This is a genomic window from Pantoea sp. PvP021 (assembly GCF_054056055.1).
On sequence record NZ_JBSRXX010000012.1, the window covers coordinates 1 to 20,709 of the forward strand.

At 56.2% G+C, this 20,709-nt stretch carries 19 protein-coding genes; 14 read left to right on the forward strand and 5 right to left on the reverse strand.

The features are described from left to right. Positions 1-189, forward strand: a 189-nt coding sequence (locus ACVKSX_RS21660; RefSeq protein WP_400370113.1) for a hypothetical protein, incomplete at its 5' end; no start/stop codon positions are given. A gap of 10 nt (positions 190-199) precedes the next feature. On the opposite strand, the gene leuD is transcribed toward ACVKSX_RS21660, so the two are convergent. From leuD to leuL, 5 genes are all read right to left on the reverse strand, one after another. Next, positions 200-805 (reverse strand): 3-isopropylmalate dehydratase small subunit, encoded by a 606-nt coding sequence (gene leuD, locus ACVKSX_RS21665; protein ID WP_010253835.1) that lies wholly within the window; start codon positions 803-805, stop codon positions 200-202. Positions 806-808: 3 nt separating this feature from the next. Next, a complete protein-coding gene (gene leuC, locus ACVKSX_RS21670) occupies positions 809-2,215 on the reverse strand; it encodes a 3-isopropylmalate dehydratase large subunit (RefSeq protein ID WP_010671818.1) in 1,407 nt (468 codons plus the stop codon). A 4-nt stretch (positions 2,216-2,219) separates the two neighbouring features. Continuing rightward, complete coding sequence (gene leuB, locus ACVKSX_RS21675) at positions 2,220-3,311, reverse strand: 3-isopropylmalate dehydrogenase (protein ID WP_124889689.1); 1,092 nt, start codon at positions 3,309-3,311, stop codon at positions 2,220-2,222. Between the two features lie 2 nt (positions 3,312-3,313). Further along, positions 3,314-4,876, reverse strand: coding sequence for a 2-isopropylmalate synthase (gene leuA, locus ACVKSX_RS21680; protein ID WP_010253843.1), 1,563 nt, complete (start codon positions 4,874-4,876; stop codon positions 3,314-3,316). A gap of 89 nt (positions 4,877-4,965) precedes the next feature. Beyond that, positions 4,966-5,049, reverse strand: coding sequence for a leu operon leader peptide (leuL, locus tag ACVKSX_RS21685; protein WP_099257765.1), 84 nt, complete (start codon positions 5,047-5,049; stop codon positions 4,966-4,968). A gap of 731 nt (positions 5,050-5,780) precedes the next feature. Here leuL and ilvI point away from each other — a divergent pair. From ilvI to murG, 13 genes are all read left to right on the forward strand, one after another. Continuing rightward, complete coding sequence (gene ilvI, locus ACVKSX_RS21690; protein WP_010671820.1) at positions 5,781-7,502, forward strand: acetolactate synthase 3 large subunit; 1,722 nt, start codon at positions 5,781-5,783, stop codon at positions 7,500-7,502. A gap of 2 nt (positions 7,503-7,504) precedes the next feature. Then, on the forward strand, positions 7,505-7,996 hold the full coding sequence (gene ilvN, locus ACVKSX_RS21695) for an acetolactate synthase small subunit (protein ID WP_010253849.1): 492 nt from the start codon (positions 7,505-7,507) through the stop codon (positions 7,994-7,996). A gap of 196 nt (positions 7,997-8,192) precedes the next feature. Beyond that, positions 8,193-9,203, forward strand: a complete 1,011-nt coding sequence (gene cra / locus ACVKSX_RS21700; protein WP_010253851.1) for a catabolite repressor/activator — start codon at positions 8,193-8,195, stop codon at positions 9,201-9,203. A gap of 494 nt (positions 9,204-9,697) precedes the next feature. Then, the gene (gene mraZ, locus ACVKSX_RS21705) at positions 9,698-10,156 is read left to right on the forward strand and encodes a division/cell wall cluster transcriptional repressor MraZ (RefSeq protein ID WP_111139399.1); all 459 of its coding nucleotides are present in this window, start codon (positions 9,698-9,700) and stop codon (positions 10,154-10,156) included. A gap of 2 nt (positions 10,157-10,158) precedes the next feature. Next, on the forward strand, positions 10,159-11,100 hold the full coding sequence (rsmH, locus tag ACVKSX_RS21710; protein WP_201500138.1) for a 16S rRNA (cytosine(1402)-N(4))-methyltransferase RsmH: 942 nt from the start codon (positions 10,159-10,161) through the stop codon (positions 11,098-11,100). Next, positions 11,097-11,417, forward strand: a complete 321-nt coding sequence (ftsL, locus tag ACVKSX_RS21715) for a cell division protein FtsL (protein WP_003854764.1) — start codon at positions 11,097-11,099, stop codon at positions 11,415-11,417. The genes rsmH and ftsL overlap by 4 nt, the downstream gene beginning before the upstream one ends. Before the next feature lie 16 nt (positions 11,418-11,433). Beyond that, positions 11,434-13,200, forward strand: a complete 1,767-nt coding sequence (locus ACVKSX_RS21720) for a peptidoglycan glycosyltransferase FtsI (protein WP_010671821.1) — start codon at positions 11,434-11,436, stop codon at positions 13,198-13,200. After that, entirely contained in the window at positions 13,187-14,674 is a 1,488-nt protein-coding gene (gene murE / locus ACVKSX_RS21725) for a UDP-N-acetylmuramoyl-L-alanyl-D-glutamate--2,6-diaminopimelate ligase (RefSeq protein ID WP_346554809.1), read from the forward strand. Before ACVKSX_RS21720 ends, murE begins: the two co-directional genes overlap by 14 nt. Then, on the forward strand, positions 14,671-16,029 hold the full coding sequence (gene murF, locus ACVKSX_RS21730; RefSeq protein ID WP_346554808.1) for a UDP-N-acetylmuramoyl-tripeptide--D-alanyl-D-alanine ligase: 1,359 nt from the start codon (positions 14,671-14,673) through the stop codon (positions 16,027-16,029). Before murE ends, murF begins: the two co-directional genes overlap by 4 nt. Further along, positions 16,023-17,105: a phospho-N-acetylmuramoyl-pentapeptide-transferase gene (gene mraY / locus ACVKSX_RS21735; protein WP_003854755.1), complete on the forward strand. Its 1,083-nt coding sequence runs from the start codon at positions 16,023-16,025 to the stop codon at positions 17,103-17,105. Before murF ends, mraY begins: the two co-directional genes overlap by 7 nt. 2 nt (positions 17,106-17,107) lie before the next feature. Then, complete coding sequence (gene murD, locus ACVKSX_RS21740; RefSeq protein ID WP_354439028.1) at positions 17,108-18,424, forward strand: UDP-N-acetylmuramoyl-L-alanine--D-glutamate ligase; 1,317 nt, start codon at positions 17,108-17,110, stop codon at positions 18,422-18,424. Beyond that, positions 18,424-19,638, forward strand: a complete 1,215-nt coding sequence (gene ftsW, locus ACVKSX_RS21745; protein WP_010253879.1) for a cell division protein FtsW — start codon at positions 18,424-18,426, stop codon at positions 19,636-19,638. Before murD ends, ftsW begins: the two co-directional genes overlap by 1 nt. Continuing rightward, the gene (gene murG / locus ACVKSX_RS21750; RefSeq protein WP_022625408.1) at positions 19,635-20,693 is read left to right on the forward strand and encodes an undecaprenyldiphospho-muramoylpentapeptide beta-N-acetylglucosaminyltransferase; all 1,059 of its coding nucleotides are present in this window, start codon (positions 19,635-19,637) and stop codon (positions 20,691-20,693) included. The genes ftsW and murG overlap by 4 nt, the downstream gene beginning before the upstream one ends. The last annotated feature ends 16 nt before the right edge of the window (positions 20,694-20,709 follow it).

The following is a 20,709-nucleotide window of genomic DNA, read 5'->3' on the forward strand; positions in this document are numbered from 1 at the left end:
CGGTTCGTCGGCACGACGTCAAAGCCGAAGGTACCGCGTGAGCGGCGCGAGGACGGCCCGGCAGCAGCAGAGGTGCGCTGGCCCGCACTGCGGCTTGCTCGGCCAGAAAAAAGGCTGCCACGTTTGACCGTGACAGCCTTTACAAATCTAATCTTAACTGATCAGCATTACGACCCAATGTCGCCCTGATTTTACTCAATCAGCGCAGGAAGGCGGGCTGATTCTGCTCATACTGCGAAATGGAGGCTTCGTGCTGCAGCGTCAGACCGATGCTGTCCAGGCCGTTAATCATGCAGTGGCGGCGGAAGCTGTCGAGCTCGAACGAATAGACTTTATCGCCAGCGGTGACCGTCTGCGCTTCCAGGTCTACCGTAAAGCTGATGCCGGGCTGGTCCGCAACCAGTCTGAACAGCTCATCCACTTCCTCTTCGCTTAACTTCACCGGCAGCAGCTGGTTGTTGAAGCTGTTGCCATAAAAGATATCCGCGAAGCTCGGCGCAATCACCACGTGAAAACCAAAATCGGTCAGTGCCCAGGGCGCATGCTCACGTGAAGAGCCGCAGCCAAAGTTTTCACGCGCCAGCAGGATGCTGGTGCCTTTGAACTCAGGCTTGTTCAGCACAAAGCCGGGCGTTGGCACGGTGCCCGCGTCATCTTCAAAGCGCCAGTCGTGGAACAGATGCTGTCCAAAACCGGTGCGGGTGACCTTCTGCAAAAACTGCTTGGGAATGATCGCGTCGGTATCGACGTTCGCGGCATCCAGCGGCGCAACAATGCCGGTGTGCTGAGTAAATTTATTCGCCATGACTTAAGCTCCTGTCGTCAGTTCACGGATGTCGGCAAAGTGGCCGGTTACGGCAGCCGCCGCGGCCATTGCCGGGCTGACCAGATGGGTACGTCCACCACGGCCCTGACGGCCTTCAAAGTTACGGTTGCTGGTTGACGCGCAACGCTCGCCCGGATTCAGGCGGTCATTGTTCATCGCCAGACACATAGAGCAGCCTGGCAGACGCCATTCAAAGCCCGCTTCCAGGAAGATTTTGTCCAGACCTTCCGCTTCGGCCTGCGCTTTCACCGGGCCGGAACCCGGTACCACCATGGCGACCACGCCAGGCGCCACTTTGCGGCCTTTGGCGATGGCGGCGGCGGCACGCAGATCTTCAATACGTGAGTTGGTACAGGAGCCGATAAACACTTTATCAATCGCCACATCGGTCAGTTTGATGCCTGGCTGCAGGTTCATGTAGGCCAGGGCTTTTTCGGCTGAGGCGCGCTCAACCGGATCGGCGAACGAGGCCGGATTTGGGATCACCTGATCAACGGCAATAACCTGACCCGGATTGGTGCCCCAGGTGACCTGCGGTGCAATCTCTTCAGCATGCAGCGTTACTACCGCATCATATTTCGCGCCTTCGTCAGACTTCAGGGTGCGCCAGTAATCAACGGCCTGCTCCCATTTCTCACCCTGCGGCGAGAACTGACGACCTTTCAGATAGTTGAAGGTGGTCTCATCCGGTGCCACCAGGCCCGCTTTCGCACCCATCTCAATCGCCATGTTGCACAGGGTCATACGACCTTCCATGCTCAGCGCCTGAATCGCCGGACCGCAGAATTCGACCACATAGCCGGTTCCGCCTGCGCTGCCGGTTTTGCCGATGATCGCCAGCACGATATCTTTAGCCGTAATGCCGGTTGACGCCTGGCCCAGCACTTCAATCTTCATGGTTTTTGCCCGACCCTGTTTCAGCGTCTGGGTAGCAAACACATGTTCAACTTCAGAGGTGCCGATACCAAAGGCCAGCGAGCCAAACGCACCGTGCGTGGCGGTGTGCGAGTCGCCGCACACAATCGTCATACCTGGCAGCGTCATGCCCTGCTCAGGACCGATAACGTGGACGATGCCCTGGAACGGATGATTCAGGTCATACAGCTGTACGCCAAACTCAGCGCAGTTTTTCATCAGCTCCTGCATCTGAATACGCGCCATCTCGCCCGATGCATTGATATCTTTGGTCTGCGTAGAAACGTTGTGATCCATGGTGGCAAAGGTTTTGCCCGGCTGACGGACTTTACGTCCGTGCGCGCGCAGACCATCAAAGGCCTGGGGCGAGGTCACCTCATGGATCAGATGGCGATCAATGTAGAGTAACGGCGTTTCTTCTGGCGTTTCGTGGACGACATGTGCATCAAATAACTTCTGGTATAAGGTTTTCATTTTTTTATTTTTCCTCGGCGATAAAGCGAGCAATGATGCTGCCCATCTCATCTGTGCTGACCGCTGGACCATCACCGGCTAAATCTTTGGTGCGGTAGCCCTGTTCCAGCGCACGGCTGATGGCGCGTTCGATACTGGCGGCAGCCTCATCGGCATTCAGGCTGTAACGCAGCAGCAGCGACAGCGACAGGATCTGGGCGACCGGGTTGGCAATATTCTGACCGGCGATATCTGGCGCCGAGCCACCCGCGGGTTCGAACAGGCCAAAGCCCGCTTCATTCAGGCTGGCGGAAGGCAGCATCCCCATCGAGCCGGTAATCATGGCGCACTCATCAGAGAGAATGTCACCGAACAGGTTGGAGCAGAGCAGCACGTCAAACTGCGACGGGTCTTTGATCAACTGCATGGTGGCGTTGTCGATATAGATGTGGCTCAGCTGTACGTCCGGATACTCTTTGGCCACTTCGTTGACGATTTCACGCCACATCACGGAGGTCTGCAGCACGTTGGCTTTATCAACCGAGGTGACTTTGTTACGGCGTTTGCGCGCCGATTCAAACGCGATGCGGGCGATGCGCTCAATTTCGAAACGGTGATAAACCTCGGTATCAAATGCACGCTCTTCCGGGCCGCTGCCTTCACGTCCTTTCGGCTGACCAAAGTAGATGCCGCCGGTCAGTTCACGCACGCACAGAATGTCGAAGCCTTTGGCAGCAATGTCGGCGCGCAGCGGGCAAAACGCCTCCAGTCCGCTGTAGAGTGCAGCCGGACGCAGGTTACTGAACAGCTTAAAATGTTTGCGCAGCGGCAGCAGCGCACCGCGCTCCGGCTGCGATGCCGGCGGTAAGTGCTCCCACTTCGGGCCGCCAACGGAACCAAACAGGATCGCGTCGGCCTGCTCGCAGCCTGCAACCGTTGCGGGTGGCAGGGGTTCACCATGCTGATCGATAGCAATGCCGCCGACCGCATACTCCTGGGTGGTGATCTGGATATCAAAGCGCTGACGAATGGCATCCAGCACTTTCATAGCCTGCGCCATCACTTCCGGGCCGATACCATCACCGGGTAAAACTGCGATATGAGATGAGCTGGACATGGTTATACGGTTTCCTTCTGATCTTTAAATTTGCGCTGCAATTCTTGTTCAACCTGACGGGCACGCCAGATATTGTTCAGAGCGTTGACCATCGCTTTGGCGGAGGACTCCACAATATCGGTCGCCAGACCAATGCCGTGGAACTTGCGGCCGTTGTAGCTCACGACGATATCGACCTGACCCAGCGCATTCTCGCCGTGGCCTTTCGCGGTCAGCTTGTAGTTAACCAGCTCAGCGTCGAACTGGGTGATACGGTTAATCGCCTGGTAGACCGCGTCAACCGGGCCATTACCGGTGGCTGCATCCGATTTAGCGACATCGCCGCAGCCCAGATTGACAGAGGCGGTGGCGGTGATGCTGGAACCGGTCTGGACGTTAAATTCGTGCAGCTGGAAATGTTCCGGCTCTTCATTCTGCTTGTTGATGAAGGCCAGCGCTTCCAGGTCGTAATCGAAAACCTGACCTTTTTTATCGGCCAGTTTCAGGAAGGCGTCATACAGCGTATCCAGATTGTAATCCTGCTCGGCATAGCCCATCTCTTCCATACGATGTTTTACCGCCGCGCGGCCAGAACGTGAGGTCAGGTTCAGCTGGATTTTGTGTAAGCCGATCGATTCCGGCGTCAGGATTTCATAGTTCTCGCGGTTCTTCAGCACGCCATCCTGATGAATACCTGAGGAGTGAGCGAAGGCGTTAGAGCCGACCACTGCCTTGTTCGCCGGGATCGGCATGTTGCAGATCTGGCTGACCATCTGGCTGGTACGGTAGATTTCCTGATGATTGATATTGGTATGCACGTTCATGATCTGCTGGCGGGTTTTAATCGCCATGATCACCTCTTCCAGCGCACAGTTACCGGCACGTTCACCCAGGCCATTCATCGTTCCTTCAACCTGACGCGCGCCCGCCTGTACGGCAGCCAGGGCGTTGCCCGTTGCCATACCCAGGTCATCGTGGGTGTGAACAGAGATAATTGCTTTGTCGATGTTAGGAACGCGATTCATCAGCTCGCCGATGATGTGGGCATACTCGCCTGGCAGGGTGTAGCCAACGGTATCCGGGATGTTGATGGTGGTGGCACCGGCGTTAATCGTGGCTTCTACCATCCGGCACAGGTCATCAATCGGGGTACGGCCGCCATCTTCGCAGGAGAACTCAACGTCGCTGGTGTAATTGCGCGCACGCTTCACCATATGCACCGCACGCTCAATCACTTCCGGCAGCGTGCTGCGCAGTTTGGTGGCGATGTGCATCGGTGAGGTAGCGATAAAGGTATGAATACGGAAGGCTTCGGCAACGCGCAGTGATTCGTACGCCGCATCAATATCTTTTTCCACACAGCGTGCCAGACCGCAAACCCGACTGTTTTTAATGGTGCGCGCAATGGTCTGCACAGACTCAAAGTCGCCCGGTGAGGAGACCGGGAAACCGACTTCCATCACATCCACGCCCATGCGCTCCAGCGCTAAAGCAATCTGCAATTTTTCTTTCACACTCAGGCTGGCCTGTAATGCCTGCTCACCGTCGCGCAGAGTGGTATCGAAAATAATGACTTGCTGGCTCATCGTAATCATCCTTATGCTTTTTCTGGCCTGGCAACGAGCATAAAAAAACCCGCGACAGGCGCGGGTTTTTAACTTTCAGCAGGTTTGAATCAGTGTTTGATTCCGCCCACAAGTCTACCGCGCAAGCTGAGTGCGTTTAGTAGTAGACCGAGAAGGCGAACAGAACGAAACATGGATTCAAACCTTATAAAATGTTGTGCTGTACATATTGGTACTGGAATCACTCAGGGATGTCAACCTTCAATGCAGGGGTATTCTTAGTGGTGCCAGAGGAAGATATTCTGTTATTTAACGGTCAGGCAGCGTAATGAACAGCGCCGTAGTGGCTGCGGAGGCAATCGACCCGGGAATGAGCACTGATTCTGCGGGTCTTTGATTTTATTGTATTGAAAATTAAAGACTTTATCGGGAGGGTGTCTCACGAGGATACAGGATATATCACCTGCTCTTTAGCATAATCGAATGCGCTTCAACGATTTAATGGTTAATTACGCCAGAAAAGAAAAGTGTCAGGCGATTGTGGGCCAGGGCAGCCGGGTAATAAGTTTTCGTTATTTCTTAGATCACGCTGAAAATAATTTCTTAATCAGCATTTTCCTCTGCGGTTCTGCCGCGTAATTAGTTTAATCCGCGCAGCCAATTCTTATCGGGCAGAGCCTTTACGCCCCTGCCTTTTAATTTACGTGGGTTTGCGGTTTGCCTGCCCGGTTAACTGCGGTTATGGTAATCGACCTACTCTCAGAAAAATAAACTCAACAGATTTCTCTGTAACCGGACAGCGGCAGTTGTTTCCGCTGTCATGCATAAACATAAGATTTTGATTGGCAAAGCAGGCACCGGGGCTTTGTGGTACGCGTTAACGGGCGTATTAACAGAGCCGGGTCCGCAAGCCTGGAGGCAGAAGATGGAGATGTTGTCAGGAGCCGAAATGGTCGTCCGTTCGTTAATCGATCAGGGCGTTAAGCAGGTATTCGGTTATCCGGGTGGCGCAGTGTTGGATATCTATGATGCGCTGCAAACCGTCGGGGGTATCGATCACATTCTGGTGCGTCATGAGCAGGGTGCGGTGCACATGGCTGACGGCCTGGCGCGCGCCACTGGTGAAGTCGGCGTGGTGCTCGTCACCTCCGGACCCGGCGCAACCAATGCGATTACCGGTATCGCCACCGCCTATATGGACTCGATTCCGCTGGTGATCCTCTCGGGTCAGGTTCCCTCGTCGCTGATTGGCTATGACGCCTTTCAGGAGTGCGACATGGTCGGCATCTCTCGTCCGGTAGTGAAGCACAGCTTCCTGGTGAAAAGTACCGAAGAGATCCCAACCGTGTTGAAAAAGGCGTTCTGGCTGGCTTCCACCGGACGTCCGGGGCCGGTGGTGATCGATCTGCCGAAAGATATTCTGAATCCGGCCAACAAGTTGCCTTATCACTGGCCGGATACGGTGAGCATGCGCTCCTACAATCCGACTATTCAGGGCCATAAAGGTCAGATTAAGCGTGCGCTGACCACGTTGCTGGCCGCGAAGAAGCCGGTGATCTACGCCGGTGGTGGTGCCATTACCGCCGGCTGCGAAGCGGAACTGTTAAAGCTGGCCGAAAGCCTGAATATTCCGGTGACGACCTCGCTGATGGGCCTGGGCGCGTTCCCTGGCACTCATCGTCAGTGCGTTGGCATGCTCGGTATGCACGGCACGTACGAAGCCAACATGACGATGCACAACACCGACCTGATTTTTGGTATCGGTGTGCGCTTTGATGACCGCACCACCAACAACCTGGCGAAATATTGTCCCAACGCCACGGTGATGCATATCGATATCGACCCGACCTCTATCTCTAAGACGGTGGCGGCGGATATCCCGATTGTCGGTGATGCGAAGCAGGTGCTGCAGCAGATGCTGGAGTTACTGGCGCAAAGCGAAAGCCAGCGCGCTGAGAGCCTGCACGACTGGTGGCAGGAGATTGAGGGCTGGCGCAGTCGTCACTGCCTGGAATTTGATCGCACCAGCGACAAAATCAAGCCGCAGGCGGTGATTGAAACCATCAGCCGTCTGACCAAAGGCGATGCGTATGTGACGTCGGATGTGGGCCAGCACCAGATGTTTGCTGCGCTCTATTATCCTTTCGACAAACCGCGCCGCTGGATCAACTCCGGTGGTCTGGGCACCATGGGCTTTGGCCTGCCTGCTGCGCTGGGCGTGAAGATGGCGCTGCCGGACGAAACGGTCATCTGCGTTACCGGCGATGGCAGTATCCAGATGAACATTCAGGAGCTTTCCACCGCGCTGCAGTACGATCTGCCGGTGCTGGTGCTGAACCTGAACAACCGGGTGCTGGGCATGGTGAAGCAGTGGCAGGATATGATCTACTCCGGTCGTCACTCCCAGTCTTATATGGAGTCGCTACCTGACTTCGTGCGTCTGGCGGAAGCCTACGGCCACGTCGGGATCGCGATTGAACATCCGGCTGAACTGGAAGAGAAACTGGCGCTGGCGCTGGAAACCCTGGCGAAGGGACGTCTGGTATTTGTGGATGTCACCGTTGACGGTAGCGAGCATGTTTACCCGATGCAGATTCGCGGTGGCAGCATGGATGAGATGTGGTTGAGCAAAACGGAGAGGACATAATTATGCGTCGTATTTTATCAGTTCTGCTGGAGAACGAATCCGGCGCATTATCCCGTGTCGTCGGCCTGTTCTCGCAGCGCGGCTATAACATTGAGAGCCTGACCGTGGCACCAACGGATGATCCTACGCTTTCGCGGATGACCATTCAGACGGTGGGCGATCAGAAGGTGCTGGAGCAGATTGAAAAGCAGCTGCACAAGCTGGTAGATGTGCTGCGCGTTACCGAGCTGGGGCAGGGCGCCTATGTTGAGCGCGAAATCATGCTGGTGAAGATTCAGGCGAGCGGTTATGGCCGCGAAGAGGTGAAACGTAACGCAGAGATCTTCCGTGGTCAGATCATCGACGTAACGCCGACGCTGTACACGGTTCAGCTGGCAGGAACCAGTGACAAACTGGACGCCTTCCTGAATACCGTCCGCGATGTCGCCGAAATTGTTGAAGTGGCACGCTCCGGTATCGTCGGCGTTTCACGCGGCGATCGTATCATGCGTTAATCACGCAGCGTCATCATCAATCCACACCTAACCCGGCGAAATGCCGGGTTTTTTTATTTTTTATGCGCCAGGCGAGTTACATTCAGAAAAGCGGTTGCTCCGCGCACTTTTCTGCTGTTAGATGATAGTCATGAGTTATCCATAGCTTAACTGCGGCTATTTCTGCCGTAAAAGCGGATTTGATGGTGGGGTTATCGTGAAACTGGATGAAATTGCGCGTTTGGCAGGCGTGTCGCGCACCACGGCCAGTTATGTGATCAATGGCAAAGCGCGGCAGTATCGTGTCAGCGACAAAACCGTTGAGAAAGTCATGGCGGTGGTACGTGAGCATAATTATCACCCCAATGCGGTGGCTGCCGGGCTGCGCGCCGGGCGTACGCGCTCAATTGGGTTAGTGATCCCCGATCTGGAAAATACCAGTTATACCCGTATTGCGAACTATCTTGAGCGGCAGGCCCGTCAGCGCGGCTATCAGCTGCTGATCGCCTGTTCTGAAGATCAGCCCGATAACGAGATGCGCTGCATTGAGCATCTGTTACAGCGCCAGGTCGATGCGATCATCGTCTCTACCTCGTTACCGCCAGAGCATCCCTTTTATCAGCGCTGGATCAACGATCCCCTGCCGATTATTGCGTTAGATCGCGCGCTGGATCGTGAACATTTCACCAGCGTAGTGGGTGCCGATCAGGACGATGCCCATATGCTGGCGGCTGAACTGCGTCAGCTTGAGGTCAAAAATGTGCTGTTCCTCGGTGCGCTACCCGAGCTGTCGGTAAGTTTCCTGCGCGAACTGGGTTTCCGCGATGCATGGAAAGACGATCCCCGGCCGATTGACTATATCTACTGCAATAGCTTCGAACGCACAGCCGCCGCGGCACTGTTTGAACAATACCTTGAAGATCACCCGATGCCGGAGGCGCTTTTTACCACCTCATTTGGCTTGCTGCAGGGTGTGATGGATGTGACGCTGAAACGAGACGGACGGCTTCCGACCGAGCTGGCCATCGCCACCTTTGGCGACCACGAATTACTGGACTTTCTTGAGTGTCCGGTGCTGGCGGTGGGTCAGCGTCATCGCGACGTGGCAGAGCGCGTGCTGGAATTAGTTTTAGCCTCGCTGGATGAACCCAGAAAACCAAAACCCGGGTTAACCCGCATTCGCCGTAATTTATACCGCCGCGGACAATTAAGCCGAAAAGTTAAATGAGTCACGGGCAGTATTACGCTGCCCGCCCATTTTATTTAACGATTTAACTGATTAAATAAACAGGTCGACGTAAAAAAGCGTAAATTCTGCTCATCAAATCTAACAAAGCAGAAAGAGTTATTTTTATTATCTGCTTACAACTTCAACAAACTTACTTTCCCGTCTGGCCTTAAGCCGCTGGGCTTCCTTTCGGAAATCCCCTAAAATGCCGCCGCTGTCTCAGAAACCACGATTAATATTTAGCCCTTTACATTGTTTCATTTTTAGTCGTTTTTTCCCGGGTCGTTTTTTTTATTCAGGTATTCATCGGCTTAATTTTTACTTTCCCCTTTTATTCGTTTATATCGTCGCCAGAGATTAATTCTTCACTCTGTAAATAGTGATATTCACCTGCCGCTCCGGCTTGACAAGGATTTCATGGGATCCTTAAACTCGTTTCGTGGTAAAAAGTGGGATAAAGTGGCGTAAATGGGTGATGAGGAGAAGAGACTGGCATGTTCCGCGGAGCAACGTTAGTCAATCTCGACAGCAAAGGGCGGCTCGCCGTACCTACGCGATATCGCGATTTGCTGATTGGGGAGTCTCAGGGGCAGATGGTCTGTACCATCGACCTCCACCAGCCATGCCTGTTGCTTTATACCCTGCCCGAATGGGAAATCATTGAAAAAAAGCTGGCACGCCTTTCCAGTATGAATCCACTTGAGCGCCGCGTGCAGCGTTTGCTGCTGGGGCATGCCAGTGAATGTCAGATGGACAGTGCAGGCCGCCTGCTGCTGGCGAATACGCTTAGGCAGCACGCAAAATTAACCAAAGAAGTGATGCTGGTTGGACAGTTCAATAAATTTGAGCTGTGGGATGAACAGACCTGGTATCAACAAGTCAGGGACGATATTGACGCAGAACAGTCGGCTCAGGAGCCTTTATCTGAGCGGTTGCAGGACTTGTCGCTATAGCTATGCAGGAAAATTTCAAACATACCACCGTGCTGTTGGATGAGGCGGTTAACGGCCTCAATATCAGGGAAGACGGTATTTACATCGACGGCACTTTTGGTCGTGGTGGCCATTCACGCCTGATTCTTTCGCAGCTGGGAGAGAAGGGAATGCTGATCGCCATCGATCGTGATCCGCAAGCTATCGCCGCTGCCGCAGAGATCACCGACCCGCGTTTTTCAATTATTCATGGCCCTTTTTCCGCGCTGGCAGAGTATGTCTCTGAACGGGATCTGGTCGGAAAGATTGACGGCATTTTGCTGGACCTGGGGGTTTCATCACCGCAACTGGATGACGCCGAACGTGGCTTCTCCTTTATGCGTGACGGACCGCTGGATATGCGAATGGACCCGTCGCGCGGGCACTCCGCCGCAGAATGGTTGCTGCACGCAGAAGAGGCGGATATCGCGTTTGTCCTGAAGACCTACGGTGAAGAGCGATTCGCCAAACGCATCGCCCGGGCCATTGTCGAGCGTAATCGTGAACAGCCGATGACCCGGACCCGGGAACTGGCTGAGGTGATCTCAATCGCCATGCCGGTAAAAGATAAGTTTAAGCATCCGGCCACGCGCAGCTTCCAGGCGATTCGTATCTGGATTAACAGCGAACTGGAAGAGATCGATATTGCCCTGAAAGGCGCTGTTGAAGTGCTGGCTCCGCAGGGCCGTCTCTCTGTTATCAGCTTCCATTCACTGGAAGATCGGCTGGTGAAGCGCTTTATGCGCGATCAGAGTCGCGGGCCGCAGGTGCCGCCTGGGATTCCCATGACTGAACATCAGCTGCGTGCCCTGGGTGGGCGTGAACTGAAGTTGCTCGGCAAAATGTCGCCGGGTGACGCTGAAGTCTCTGAAAACCCACGTGCGCGCAGCTCGGTATTACGTATCGCGGAGAAAACCGACGCATGATCGGTAATGAGCGTCACAGTCTGCCTGCCGTCATCGGCGGGGATCTGCTGCGAAAAGGCAAGATTCCGGTGCTGTTGCTGATCGCTGTGGTGGTTTCTGCCGTGCTGGTGGTGACGACCACCCATAAAACACGACTATTAACCGCGCAGCGCGAACAGCTGGTGCTGGAGCGTGACGCACTCGATATCGAGTGGCGCAACCTGATCCTGGAAGAGAATGCACTGGGCGATCACAGCCGTGTTGAACGCATCGCCACCGAGAAGCTGCAACTGCAGCACGTTGATCCTTCACAAGAAAATATCGTGGTGCAGAAATAAGGACCTCAGATAGCGAATGAGCGGCACAGGCAGAACGCTGAAATTGAAGAAACCGGAAGATAAAGCCAGCTTTGTAAGCTGGCGTTTTGCGTTGCTGTGCGGCTGTATTTTACTGGCGCTGGGTGGATTGCTGTCACGTGTGGCCTGGCTGCAGGTGATCAATCCTGGCAAGCTGGTAAAAGAGGGCGATCTGCGCTCGCTGCGTGTTCAGGCGGTGCCCACCTCACGCGGCATGATCAGCGATCGCGCCGGACGTCCGCTGGCAGTCAGCGTGCCGGTCAACGCTATCTGGGCCGATCCCAAAGAGCTGCACGCCGGTGGCGGCGTGACGCTGGACAGCCGCTGGAAGGCGCTTTCCGATGCGCTCTCTATTCCCCTTGATCAGCTGGCCGCCCGCGTGAATGCCAATCCCAAAGGCCGCTTTGTCTATCTGGCGCGCCAGGTCAATCCGGCTATCGGCGACTACGTTAAAAAACTCAAACTTCCCGGTATTCATCTGCGCGAAGAGTCGCGCCGTTACTATCCTGCCGGGCAGGTCACCTCCCATCTCATTGGCTTTACCAACATCGACGGGCAGGGCATTGAAGGCATCGAGAAGAGCTTTGATAAGTGGCTGACCGGTGCACCCGGCGAGCGGACGGTGCGCAAAGATCGGTACGGTCGGGTCATCGAGGATATCTCTTCGGTGGACAGCCGGGCCGCTCATAACCTGACGCTGAGCATTGATGAGCGGTTACAGGCGCTGGTTTACCGTGAACTGAATAACGCCGTTGCCTTTAACAAAGCGGAATCGGGTACGGCGGTGCTGGTGGATGTCAATACCGGTGAAGTGCTGGCGATGGCCAACAGCCCGGCTTACAACCCGAACAATCTCGGCAACACGCCAAAAGATCTGATGCGTAACCGCGCCATCACCGACATTTTCGAACCTGGCTCTACCGTGAAGCCGATGGTGGTGATGACGGCGCTGCAGCGTGGTGTGGTGAGAGAGAACAGCGTCCTGAATACCGTGCCGTACCGCGTCAATGGTCATGAGATCAAAGATGTGGCGCGCTACAACGAATTGACCCTGACAGGGGTTTTACAGAAGTCGAGTAACGTCGGTGTTTCACGTCTGGCGTTAGCGATGCCTTCCTCAGCGCTGGTAGAAACTTACGCGCGCTTTGGACTGGGCAAACCGACCAATTTGGGGCTGGTCGGGGAAAGCAGTGGCTTATACCCTAAAAAACAACGGTGGTCTGACATAGAGAGGGCCACCTTCTCTTTCGGCTACGGGCTAATGGTAACGCCGTTACAGTTAGCGCGAGTCTACGCAACGATTGGCAGCTATGGCATTAATCGCCCGCTGTCGATCACCAAAGTGGATCCGCCCGTCGCGGGACAACGCGTTTTCGATGAGTCACTGGTGAAAACCGTGATGCACATGATGGAAAGCGTGGCGCTGCCCGGTGGCGGGGGCGTCAAAGCGGCAATCAAGGGTTATCGCATTGCGATAAAAACCGGTACGGCGAAAAAGGTCGGGCCGGACGGACGCTACGTCAATAAATACATTGCCTACACCGCAGGCGTCGCGCCTGCCAGTCATCCCCGATTCGCGCTGGTGGTGGTGATCAACGATCCCCAGGCCGGCAAGTATTACGGCGGTGCGGTCTCCGCTCCGGTATTTGGAGCCATCATGGGTGGCGTACTGCGTACCATGAACATCGAGCCGGACGCGTTACCGACCAATGACAAGAATGAGCTGGTGACTAACAGAAGTGAGGAATCAAGTGACAGATCGTAACCTGCGCGATTTACTCGGCCCCTGGGTGCCAGGCGCGCCGGCGCGCCCACTGCGTGACATGACCCTGGATAGCCGCATTGCGGCTTCTGGCGATCTGTTTGTCGCTGTTGCAGGCCATCAGGTTGATGGACGCCGTTTCATTCCGCAGGCAATTGCGCAGGGCGTTGCCGCTGTGGTGGCGGAAGCTGAGGGTGAAGCGGTCGACGGCGAAATCCGTGAAATGCACGGCGTACCGGTTATCTATCTGGCGCAGCTGCATCAGCGCCTTTCGGCCCTGGCAGGCCGTTTTTATCAGCAGCCGGGCGAAAAACAGAAGCTGATTGGCGTCACCGGCACCAACGGTAAAACCACCACCACCCAGCTGCTGGCGCAGTGGGCGACGCTACTGGGTGAGACCAGCGCGGTGATGGGCACCGTCGGTAATGGGCTGGTAGGTCATTTAGCGGCGGCAGAAAATACCACGGGTTCAGCGGTTGATGTTCAGCATCTGCTGCACGATCTGGCTGAAAAAGGGGCGACCCTGACCGCAATGGAAATCTCGTCACACGGACTGGTTCAGCATCGCGTCGCTGCGCTGCCGTTTGCCGCGGCGGTCTTCACCAATCTCAGTCGCGATCACCTCGATTACCACGGTGATATGCAGAGCTATGAGTCAGCTAAATGGCTGCTCTTTTCTGAGCATCAGGTCGGGCAGGCGATTCTTAACGCGGATGACGAAGTCGGCCGTCGCTGGCTGGCGCGCTTACCTGATGCCGTTGCGGTCACCATGGAGGATAACCTCCAGCCGGGCTGCCACGGGCGCTGGCTTAAAGCCGATGCGGTGGATTACCACGATAACGGCGCACATATTCGTTTCAGCTCCCGCTGGGGCAACGGCGAAATCGACAGTCCGCTGATGGGTGCCTTCAACGTCAGCAATCTGATGCTGGCGCTGGCGACGCTGCTGTCACTGGATTATCCGCTGGCGACGCTAATCAGCGTTGCACCGCAGTTGCAGCCGGTCAACGGGCGTATGGAAGTGTTCAGCGCCGCAGGAAAACCGACGGTTGTCGTGGATTATGCCCACACCCCGGATGCGCTGGAAAAAGCGCTGGAAGCGGCACGTCTGCACTGCAAAGGAAAACTCTGGTGCCTGTTTGGCTGCGGCGGTGACCGTGACAAAGGCAAACGCCCGTTAATGGGCGCGATTGCTGAGCAATATGCGGATGTGGTGGTGATTACGGATGACAATCCGCGCAGCGAAGATCCGCAGGCGATTGTAAAAGATATTCTGACCGGTTTGCTGGACCCAGGCCGCGCCCGCGTGGTCTCTGGTCGTGCGCAGGCGGTCACTAACACTATTATGCAGGCGCAGCCCGACGATATCGTGCTGGTGGCTGGCAAAGGCCATGAAGATTATCAGATCATCGGCAATCGCCGTCTCGACTACTCCGATCGTGCCACCGTTGCGGCACTGCTGGGAGGCGTTGCATGATTCCGGTTTCATTAAAAACCCTGGCGGAGATCACCGGCGGCACGCTGCATGGCAGCGATTTAACGCTGAGTGACGTGACCACCGATACCCGCAAAGTCACGGCGGGCAGCCTGTTTGTTGCGCTGGTGGGCGAACGCTTTGATGCGCACGACTTTGCCGGCGATGCCATTGCGAATGGCGCACAGGCGCTGCTGGTAAGTAAGCATTTACCTGTCGCTGTGCCACAGGTGGTGGTTGAAGATACCCGTCTCGCCTTTGGCAGGCTGGGCGCATGGGTTCGTCAGCAGTCGAACGCCCGTGTAGTGGCGCTGACCGGCTCCTCCGGCAAAACCTCGGTTAAAGAGATGACGGCGGCGATTCTGCGTGAGTGTGGCGAAACGCTCTACACCGCAGGCAATCTTAACAACGATTATGGCGTACCGATGACGCTGCTGCGGCTGACCGCAGAACATCAGTATGCGGTCATCGAACTCGGTGCGAATCATCAGGGCGAAATCGCTTACACCACCGATTTGGTTCAACCGGAAAGCGCGCTGGTGAATAACCTGGCCGCGGCGCATCTGGAAGGTTTTGGTTCGCTGGCCGGTGTCGCTAAAGCCAAGGGCGAGATCTTCCAGGGCTTACCGGCTCACGGCATTGCGATTCTGAACGCAGAGAGCAATGACTGGCCCAACTGGCAGAGCACGCTGCAGGATAAAACCGTGTGGCGTTTCTCACCGCAGACGGCAGAGTGTGAATTCTCCGCCCGTGATATCCGCATTGCTCAGGATGGTACTCATTTTGTGATGATAACGCCGCGTGGCGAAGCTGAGATCGTGCTGCCATTGCCGGGTCGGCATAACATCGCCAACGCCCTGGCGGCGGCGGCACTGGCTCTGTCAGTGGATGCACCGCTTAGCGCCGTTCAGCAGGGGCTGAAAAACCTGCAGTCGGTGCCAGGTCGCTTGTTCCCGGTTCGCCTCTCTGTGCATCAGCTGCTGCTGGATGACAGCTACAACGCTAACGTCGGTTCGATGACAGCAGCTGTTCAGGTCCTGTCAGAGATGCCGGGTTACCGGGTGCTGGTCACGGGTGATATGGCGGAACTGGGTGAAGAGACCGAAAGTTGTCACCGCGAAGTGGGGCAAGCGGCACGTGATGCAGGCATTGATCGCGTGCTGAGCACCGGAAAATTCAGCCATTTCATCAGTGAAAGCAGTGAAGTTGGCGAACATTTCAGCGATAAGACTGCGCTGACTGAACGTTTGCGTCAATTGTTGTCCGAACACTCAGAAATTACCGTCCTGATAAAAGGTTCACGTAGTGCCGCCATGGAGCAGGTAGTACAGAGCTTAAAGGAGAAAGGAACATGTTAGTTTGGCTGGCCGAGCATCTGGTCGCTTTTTATTCGGGATTTAACGTCTTTTCCTATCTGACGTTTCGCGCCATTGTCAGCCTGCTGACCGCGTTATTCATCTCTCTCTGGATGGGGCCGCGCCTGATCGCCTGGCTGCAGAAATTACAGATTGGCCAGGTCGTCCGTAACGATGGTCCGGAATCGCATTTCAGTAAGCGCGGCACGCCGACCATGGGCGGCATCATGATTCTGACCTCCATCACCATTTCGGTGCTGATGTGGGCATATCCGTCGAATCCTTATGTCTGGTGCGTGCTGTTCGTGTTAATCGGCTTTGGCATCATCGGCTTTGTCGATGACTACCGCAAAGTGGTACGCAAAGACACCAAAGGCCTGATCGCCCGCTGGAAATATTTCTGGATGTCGGTGATTTCGCTGGGCGTCGCGTTCGGGCTCTATGCGGCGGGTAAAGATACCCCCGCGACCCAACTGGTCGTGCCCTTTTTCAAAGACATCATGCCGCAGCTAGGTCTGTTTTATGTGCTGCTGGCTTACTTTGTGATTGTCGGAACGGGTAATGCGGTCAATCTGACCGATGGCCTGGATGGGCTGGCGATTATGCCAACCGTCTTTGTCGCCGCGGGCTTTGCGCTGGTTGCCTGGGCCACCGGTAACGTGAAGTTTGCTGAATATCTGCACATTCCCTATCTGCGTCACGCCGGTGAGCTGGTGATTGTCTGTACCGCCATTGTCGGGGCAGGGCTGGGCTTCCTGTGGTTCAACACCTATCCGGCTCAGGTCTTTATGGGCGACGTGGGTTCGCTGGCGCTGGGCGGCGCGCTGGGCACCATTGCGGTGTTGCTGCGTCAGGAATTTTTACTGGTGATCATGGGCGGCGTGTTTGTGGTTGAAACGCTGTCGGTGATCCTGCAGGTGGGATCGTTTAAGTTGCGCGGCCAGCGTATTTTCCGCATGGCGCCGATCCATCACCACTATGAACTGAAGGGCTGGCCGGAACCGCGCGTCATTGTGCGCTTCTGGATTATTTCGCTAATGCTGGTGCTGATTGGCCTGGCCACGCTGAAGGTGCGTTAATCATGGCTGACTATCGGGGTAGAAAAGTCGTCATCATCGGGCTGGGCCTCACCGGGCTCTCCTGTGTTGATTTCTTTTTAGCGCAGGGCGTAACGCCTCGCGTGATGGACACCCGTGTCTCGCCGCCGGGGCTGGATAAATTGCCCGGGCAGGTTGAACGCCATCTGGGCGGCATCAACGGTGACTGGCTGCTGGCGGCCGATCTGATTGTTGCCAGCCCTGGCGTCGCGCTGGCGCATCCGATTCTCAGCGAAGCTGTCGAAGCCGGCATCGAAATTGTCGGTGACATTGAGCTCTTTTGCCGCGAGGCGCAGGCGCCGATCGTGGCGATCACCGGCTCCAACGGTAAAAGCACGGTGACTACGCTGGTGGGTGAAATGGCGAAAGCCGCAGGCTGGCAGGTGGGCGTCGGCGGCAATATTGGTCTGCCCGCGCTGAGTCTGCTGCAGTCACCGGCGCAACTCTATGTACTGGAACTCTCCAGTTTTCAGCTGGAGACCACGCACAGTCTGAAAGCCGCGGCGGCAACCATACTTAACGTCAGTGAAGATCATATGGATCGCTATCCGCTGGGTATGCAGCAGTATCGCGCCGCTAAGCTGCGGGTCTATGAAAATGCACAGGTCTGCATCGTTAACGCCGATGATGCCCTGACGATGCCGGTACGCGGCGCGGACACCCGCTGCGTCAGCTTTGGTGTCGATTTCGGGGACTACCACCTTAACAAGCAGCAGGGCAGTATCTGGCTGCGGGTGAAAGGCGAGAAGGTCCTGAACACGGCCGAAATGAAGATGGTGGGACAGCACAACTACACCAATGCGCTGGCTGCGCTGGCGCTGGCCGATGCGGTGGGTCTGCCACGCGCCTCCAGTCTGGCCGCCTTAACGCACTTTAACGGTCTGGCGCATCGCTTCCAGCTGGTTCATGAGCATCAGGGCGTGTGCTGGATCAATGACTCCAAAGCGACCAACGTCGGCAGCACCGAAGCAGCGCTGAATGGCCTGCAGGTGAAGGGAACGCTGTGGCTGCTGATGGGCGGTGATGGCAAGTCGGCCGATTTTACGCCGCTGATCCCCTGGCTGCAGGGCGACAATGTGCGCCTTTACTGCTTTGGTCGCGATGGCGATGCGCTGGCGGCGCTGCGTCCGGAGATCGCCGTGCGCACTGAGACCATGCGCCAGGCGATGGAGCAGATTGCGCCGCAGGTTAAAGCAGGCGATATGGTTCTACTGTCGCCAGCCTGTGCCAGCCTTGACCAGTTCCGAAACTTTGAGCAGCGCGGTGAGCAGTTCGCGCAACTGGCGAAGGAGCTGAGCTGATGCGTATTCCTGGCGCCGGACTGGCGGGATATTTCTCAGGACGCCTGAAAGACTGGGTCATGGGCGCACGCGAAAGTGATGACTCTTCGCTGGTGCTCTATGACCGCACACTGCTATGGCTGACGCTGGGCCTGGCGGTGATTGGTTTCGTGATGGTGACGTCGGCTTCAATGCCGGTGGGTCAGCGTCTGAATGACGATCTCTTTTATTTTGCCAAGCGCGATGCCTTCTACATCGTGCTGGCTGTATGTATGGCGCTGGTCACGCTGCGGGTGCCGATGGATTTCTGGCAGCGCTACAGCAACGTGATGCTGATGGTCACGGTCGCGATGCTGCTGATTGTTCTGGTAGTCGGTAGCTCGGTTAACGGTGCATCGCGCTGGATCGCGCTGGGTCCGCTGCGTATTCAGCCTGCAGAGCTGTCGAAGCTCTCTCTGTTCTGCTATCTCGCCAGTTATCTGGTGCGCAAAGTGGAAGAGGTGCGTAACAACTTCTGGGGCTTCTGTAAGCCGATGGGCGTGATGGTGGTGCTGGCCGTGTTACTGCTGGCGCAGCCGGATCTCGGTACGGTGGTTGTGCTGTTTGTGACGACCCTGGCGATGCTGTTCCTGGCGGGCGCCAAACTGTGGCAGTTCCTGGCAATCATCGGTTCCGGCATCTTTGCGGTGATCCTGCTGATCATTGCAGAACCCTACCGTATGCGCCGTGTGACCTCGTTCTGGAACCCGTGGGAAGATCCCTTTGGTAGTGGCTACCAGCTGACCCAGTCACTGATGGCATTTGGTCGCGGGGAATTCTGGGGCCAGGGGCTCGGTAACTCCGTGCAAAAGCTGGAATATCTGCCCGAAGCGCATACCGACTTTATTTTCGCCATCATCGGGGAAGAACTCGGCTACGTCGGTGTGGTAATGGCACTTTTAATGGTATTCTTCGTCGCTTTTCGTGCGATGTCGATTGGCCGTCGTGCTCTGGAACTGGATCAGCGTTTTTCCGGCTTTTTAGCCTGTTCAATCGGAGTCTGGTTTAGCTTCCAGGCGCTGGTTAACGTCGGTGCAGCAGCCGGTATGTTACCGACCAAAGGTCTGACCTTACCGCTGATCAGTTACGGTGGGTCAAGTCTGATCATTATGTCGACTGCCATCGTCTTTTTATTACGCATAGATTATGAAACGCGCCTTGCGAAAGCGCAGGCGTTTACCCGAGGTGGTCGATGAGCGGTAAGCGATTGATGGTGATGGCAGGCGGAACCGGCGGACATGTCTTTCCCGGTCTGGCTGTCGCCCATCATCTGATGGAACAGGGCTGGCAGGTCCGCTGGTTAGGCACTGCCGACCGTATGGAAGCCGATCTGGTGCCAAAGCATGGCATCGACATCGACTTCATCCGCATCAGCGGATTACGTGGTAAAGGCATGAAGGCGTTGCTGCTGGCACCGCTGCGCATCTTTAATGCATGGCGTCAGGCCCGTCGCATCATGAAGGCCTGGCAGCCGGATGTGGTGCTGGGCATGGGTGGCTACGTTTCCGGTCCTGGCGGCTTAGCGGCCTGGAGCTGCGGTATTCCGGTGGTGCTGCATGAGCAGAACGGTATTGCCGGGCTGACCAACAAATGGCTGGCGAAAATCGCTACGAAAGTATTGCAGGCGTTCCCGGGCGCGTTTCCCGCCGCCGATGTGGTGGGAAATCCGGTTCGCACTGATGTACTGGCACTGCCTTTACCCGCGCAACGTCTCGCGAATCGTCATGGCCCGATACGGGTGCTGGTGATCGGTGGCAGTCAGGGTGCGCGGATACTGAACCAGACGCTGCCGCAGGTTGCCGCGCTGGTGGGTGATGAGATCACCCTGTGGCATCAGACCGGTAAAGGGTCGTTGCCCGAAACAGAGAAAGCTTATCAGCAGGTCGGGCAGACGCAGCACAAGGTGAGCGAGTTTATTGATGACATGGCTGCCGCCTACGCCTGGGCTGATGTGGTGGTGTGCCGCTCCGGCGCGTTAACCGTGAGCGAAGTCGCTGCCGCTGGCTTACCGGCGATTTTCGTGCCATTTCAGCACAAAGATCGCCAGCAGTACTGGAACGCGCTGCCGCTGGAGAAAGCGGGCGCCGCCAGAATTTTTGAGCAGCCGCAATTTACTGCGGAGGCTGTAGCGGATCAGCTACGCCACTGGGATCGCGCAACACTGCTGACGATGGCTGAGCAGGCCCGTCAGGTGGCGATCCCCGATGCGACTGAACGGGTCGCTCAGGAAGTGGCTCGCGCCGCAAAGTAATCATTCCGGTCAGCGT